At 64.6% G+C, this 3679-nt stretch carries 5 protein-coding genes; 2 read left to right on the top strand and 3 right to left on the bottom strand.

Going from position 1 to position 3679, the window contains the following annotated elements; translation table 11 throughout:
- Positions 1–141: 141 nt before the first annotated feature.
- A complete protein-coding gene (locus tag APM_RS00830) occupies positions 142–732 on the top strand; it encodes a hypothetical protein (RefSeq protein WP_138919137.1) in 591 nt (196 codons plus the stop codon).
- Between the two features lie 578 nt (positions 733–1310).
- Positions 1311–1766 carry a M91 family zinc metallopeptidase gene (locus APM_RS00840; RefSeq protein WP_035188891.1) on the top strand — a complete coding sequence of 152 codons (456 nt, stop codon included), beginning with the start codon at positions 1311–1313 and terminating at the stop codon, positions 1764–1766.
- A 59-nt stretch (positions 1767–1825) separates the two neighbouring features.
- Here APM_RS00840 and APM_RS00845 read toward each other — a convergent pair whose 3' ends face one another.
- The 3 genes from APM_RS00845 to APM_RS00855 all read right to left on the bottom strand — a co-directional run.
- Entirely contained in the window at positions 1826–2113 is a 288-nt protein-coding gene (locus tag APM_RS00845; RefSeq protein ID WP_035188890.1) for a YdhR family protein, read from the bottom strand.
- 26 nt (positions 2114–2139) lie between these two features.
- Positions 2140–2793, bottom strand: a complete 654-nt coding sequence (locus APM_RS00850; RefSeq protein ID WP_007421463.1) for a MarC family protein — start codon at positions 2791–2793, stop codon at positions 2140–2142.
- A 108-nt stretch (positions 2794–2901) separates the two neighbouring features.
- On the bottom strand, positions 2902–3679 hold a 778-nt coding region (locus tag APM_RS00855; RefSeq protein WP_007421464.1), incomplete at its 5' end, for an FAD-dependent oxidoreductase.

Below are 3679 nucleotides of genomic sequence, written 5' to 3' on the forward strand. Positions count from 1 at the left end.
ATACGTTTTGAGATTGACGCTGAAGTAGAAAGTGGGCTTGATCGTGCAAAGACCAGAACATTGATCGAGAATGCCACGACGCTGGGATTTGTAGACAAGGCAGTGAGTTAATCTGCTTGATGCGTAGAGGAGGGTAAGTCATTGAAAGATAAGTGGGACGCCAAGCATGGGCTAGGCAGGCGCGGCACTGATTATTCGGCCGGCAATGGAGCAACTCATGGCGGTAGCTCGCTTGCACAAGAGCAGATTAAGGCTCGTATCTTCGAGTTGTTTGGAAAGACTGAACACACAGCTGATCAGCGACGGATGGGGATTCCGACGCACTTCGATCAGCTCCAGGGGCTGCTCAAGAATCTGGCGCGCGATGTCGGCGATTCTGACGCCCTCGTTATTGAGCAGCAGATTAAGAAATACATTATGGACGCAGTGCAGCGGGCGAACATTGATATTCCTCCGCTCGGACTTGTGCTTCCGACTTCAAAACTTGTTTGGATCTTCTTCCGGCAGGGGCAAAACTTCTACTGTTACGGACAGGGCTTTCCAGGTGATCTCGCTGCAACCTATTCATATTGGAAGGTTTCCGGGACCGAGCTTGGCGACTTCCGCAAGGAATATAGCGTCTACAAGGCATGGGCCTATTATCGGGACATTGCGACCCCCGCCATCACCGCGCAGAATGCCAACTACACGGTAGTAGGGAACTTTTTCGGTAATGGTCTGCAATTTGAGTAGCTGCTCATCCCCGCCGGGAGGCGTGTTGAATCAATTGTGAATTGACGTGACCACGTCGGATGCGATTCGACGGGTTTCGTGACCGAGCTTCCTGATCTATCCGTTCTATCGCACGCCGAGAAAGATGCGCTGATCCGTGCTCTGTGGGAAGCATTGCAAGCTTCGGAGCGGCGGAACGTGGAACTGACGGTCCGGCTGGCCGCTGCTGAACGCCGGATTGCGGAGTTGGAGGCGCGGCTGAACGAGCCGGCGAAGCGGCCTGCGGCCATTCTTGACCGCGGCTGCGCGCGACGCCGAGCGGACGATCAGGCCGGGACGGAGAAACGGCGCTCCAGCCGAACCAAGAAACTGGCTAAGGGCAGCGGGGGCGCCGCTACCTGCGGTGGTGGCCGCGTCGCTCCAGAAACGGCCGAGGTTCCACTCGCCGCGTCGAGGAGGCCAAGGTTATCATCAAGGAAAACCTGCGCAAACTGAATCAGCTCGACACCGGCAAGGCACTGCTCAAGGCCATCGCGAAGTCGCGGCCGGGATCGCACGGCCATTTTCCGAACGGCGTGAACGTTGTGCTTCAGCCTCCCTTGTCGCGGCAGTACAGCGCGCCCGGGCTGGTCGGCGGCAACGGCAACATCCGGGTCGGCGACCAGGCGAAATATGACGACTGGTATTACGGCCGGAAGGGCGCTCTGATGCCGTCGATGGCTGCGAAGATCGCGTGCCAGGGCATCGACGAGGCGGAAGGCCGCGGCAAGATGATGAGTGGCGGCAAGGTCGGCTGCGGCTGCTGCTGCTGGGTCTATTACAGTAACAACGAGCTGCTCACGAAGGACGGGACCTGGCTGATTCCCCATATCACCCTGGGCCACGAACTCATCCACGCATGGCACTACCTGAACGGGGCCGCCGAGCGCGACGACCGGAGCGAGGAGCACATGACGGTTGGCATCAAGGGGTTCGGGGACATGCCGTTCACCGAGAACAAGCTGCGCGCCGAGGCCGGCCTGCCGGTGCGGACGAAATATTTCGCCGACGACTGAACGGCCCGAAGCGGCGATCCCTGCCAGCCTCTGTCGGCGGTTCGGGCGCGGCGGGCGGTTCAATTCTGCACGAGGTTGACCAGATCGAAAATCTCCCGGCGGATCTCTGTCGCCGCGTAGGCGGCGGGGATCGAGGTGGCGAGGGGGCTGGCGCGGTAGGCTTCGAGGGCGGCGCGGGTTTCGAAGATGTAGATGCCGCAGATGTCGCCGCTGAGCGGGTCGAGGCCGAAGGATTTCTGGACGAGGCCGGGCACGGCGGCGAAGTCCGCGGCGCGGGCGTTCATGCGGCGGACGAGTTCGTCGGCCGGCAGGGGCGAGGAAATCCGGACGGAGAGGATGGCGCGCATGTGGCTCCTGTGCGGTTCGCGGGGCCTCAGGTGAGGCCGGGGAGCAGGATCTTCAGGCCGGCGGTGACCATGCCGACGGCGATGGCGGCGAGGATCATGCCCATCAGGCGGGTCATGACCACGCGCATCCGGGCGGAGAGCAGCCGGCCGATCGAGGCGGCGAAGTAGAGGACGACGATCAGCACCGCGAGCAGCAGCGCGGTGATCAGGCCGAAGGCGACGTATTCCGGCACACCGCGGGCCTGCCCGGCATAGATGATGAGGGTGGCGATGGTGCCGGGGCCGACCACGAGGGGGAAGGTCAGCGGGTAGAAGGCGATGCCGCCCTCGGCGTCGTCCGCCGCATCGGCGGCGGAGTCGGCGGATTTCTCGTGGTCGCCGCGCTCGTGCGCGGTGATCGGGTGGCCGTTCAGCATCGAGAAGGCGATGCCGAGCAGAACGAGGCCGCCGGCGACGCGGAAGGCGTCGATCGAAATGCCGAAGAAGCCGATGATCGCGTTGCCGGCGACGGCGATGACGAGGCACATCACCGTGCTGTAGGTGCCGATCTGCAGGGCGATCGAGCGCTGTTCGGCGACGGTGCGGTCCGCCGTCATCGACAGGAAGATCGGCAGGGTGACGAAGGGGTTCATGATGGCGAAGAACGCCCCCAGGAACCGCGCGGCGAAGGCCAGATCCATGTTTTTGCTCCGCTCTCCGGTGCCGCCCCGGCGACCGGGGCCGGCTTCAGGTGGGGGCGGCGGGCGCCGATGTCAGCGGCGGATGACGGGATGGTGAGAGGGACGGCGTCATTCGGGGAGCTCGACGGGGGCGAGGGCGGCGAAGGATTCGGCGGGGCCGGGATTCGCCGCCGGTGCCGCGCCGCCGAGATGGCGGACGATGCCGCCGACGGCGTTGAGCGCGGTCTGCACCGCCCCCTCGGCCCAGGCCGGGGTGAAGGAGATTTCGTCGCCGGCGAGGAAGAGGCCGCGCTGCTCGGGCGGCAGGTCGTCCTGCATGAAGTGGCAGTACATGCGGCGATTGTAGCGGTAATGGCCGGGGAGCGCGCCCTTGAAGGCGCCGAGGAAGCCGGGGTCGGCCTCCCATGAGATGGTGACGGGGTCGCCGATGATGCGGGCGGGCAGGTCGACATCCGGGTAGATGGCGGAGAGGGCGCGGAGCATGAGGGCGACGCGGCGCTCCGGCGGCAGGGGAAGGACCTTCAGCGCATCGCTCATCCAGGAATAGGAGAGGCAGATGACGGCCGGGCGGTCGGGCCCGTTGTCGAACAGGTAGGTGCCGCGGGTCAGACGGTCCGACAGGGTGCAGGACATGCGGTAGCGGTTGGTGACGGGGTCGCGGTCGCGCCAGAAGGGGCGGTCGACCATCACGAAGGTTTTCGAGGACTGCATGTAGCGGGTGCGGTCGAGCGCCATCCACAGTTTCTGGGAGAACAGGCGCTCGTCGGTCTCGATCGAGGTGGTGAGCAGCCAGGTCTGGCAGGTGGAGAGGACGGCGGCGTAGCGGCGCTCGTGGCCCCAGCGGTCGGTGACGGCGATGGCGCCGTCGGGCGCGCGGGCGAGGCGG

The organism is Acidiphilium sp. PM (assembly GCF_000219295.1).
Lineage (GTDB): Bacteria > Pseudomonadota > Alphaproteobacteria > Acetobacterales > Acetobacteraceae > Acidiphilium > Acidiphilium multivorum.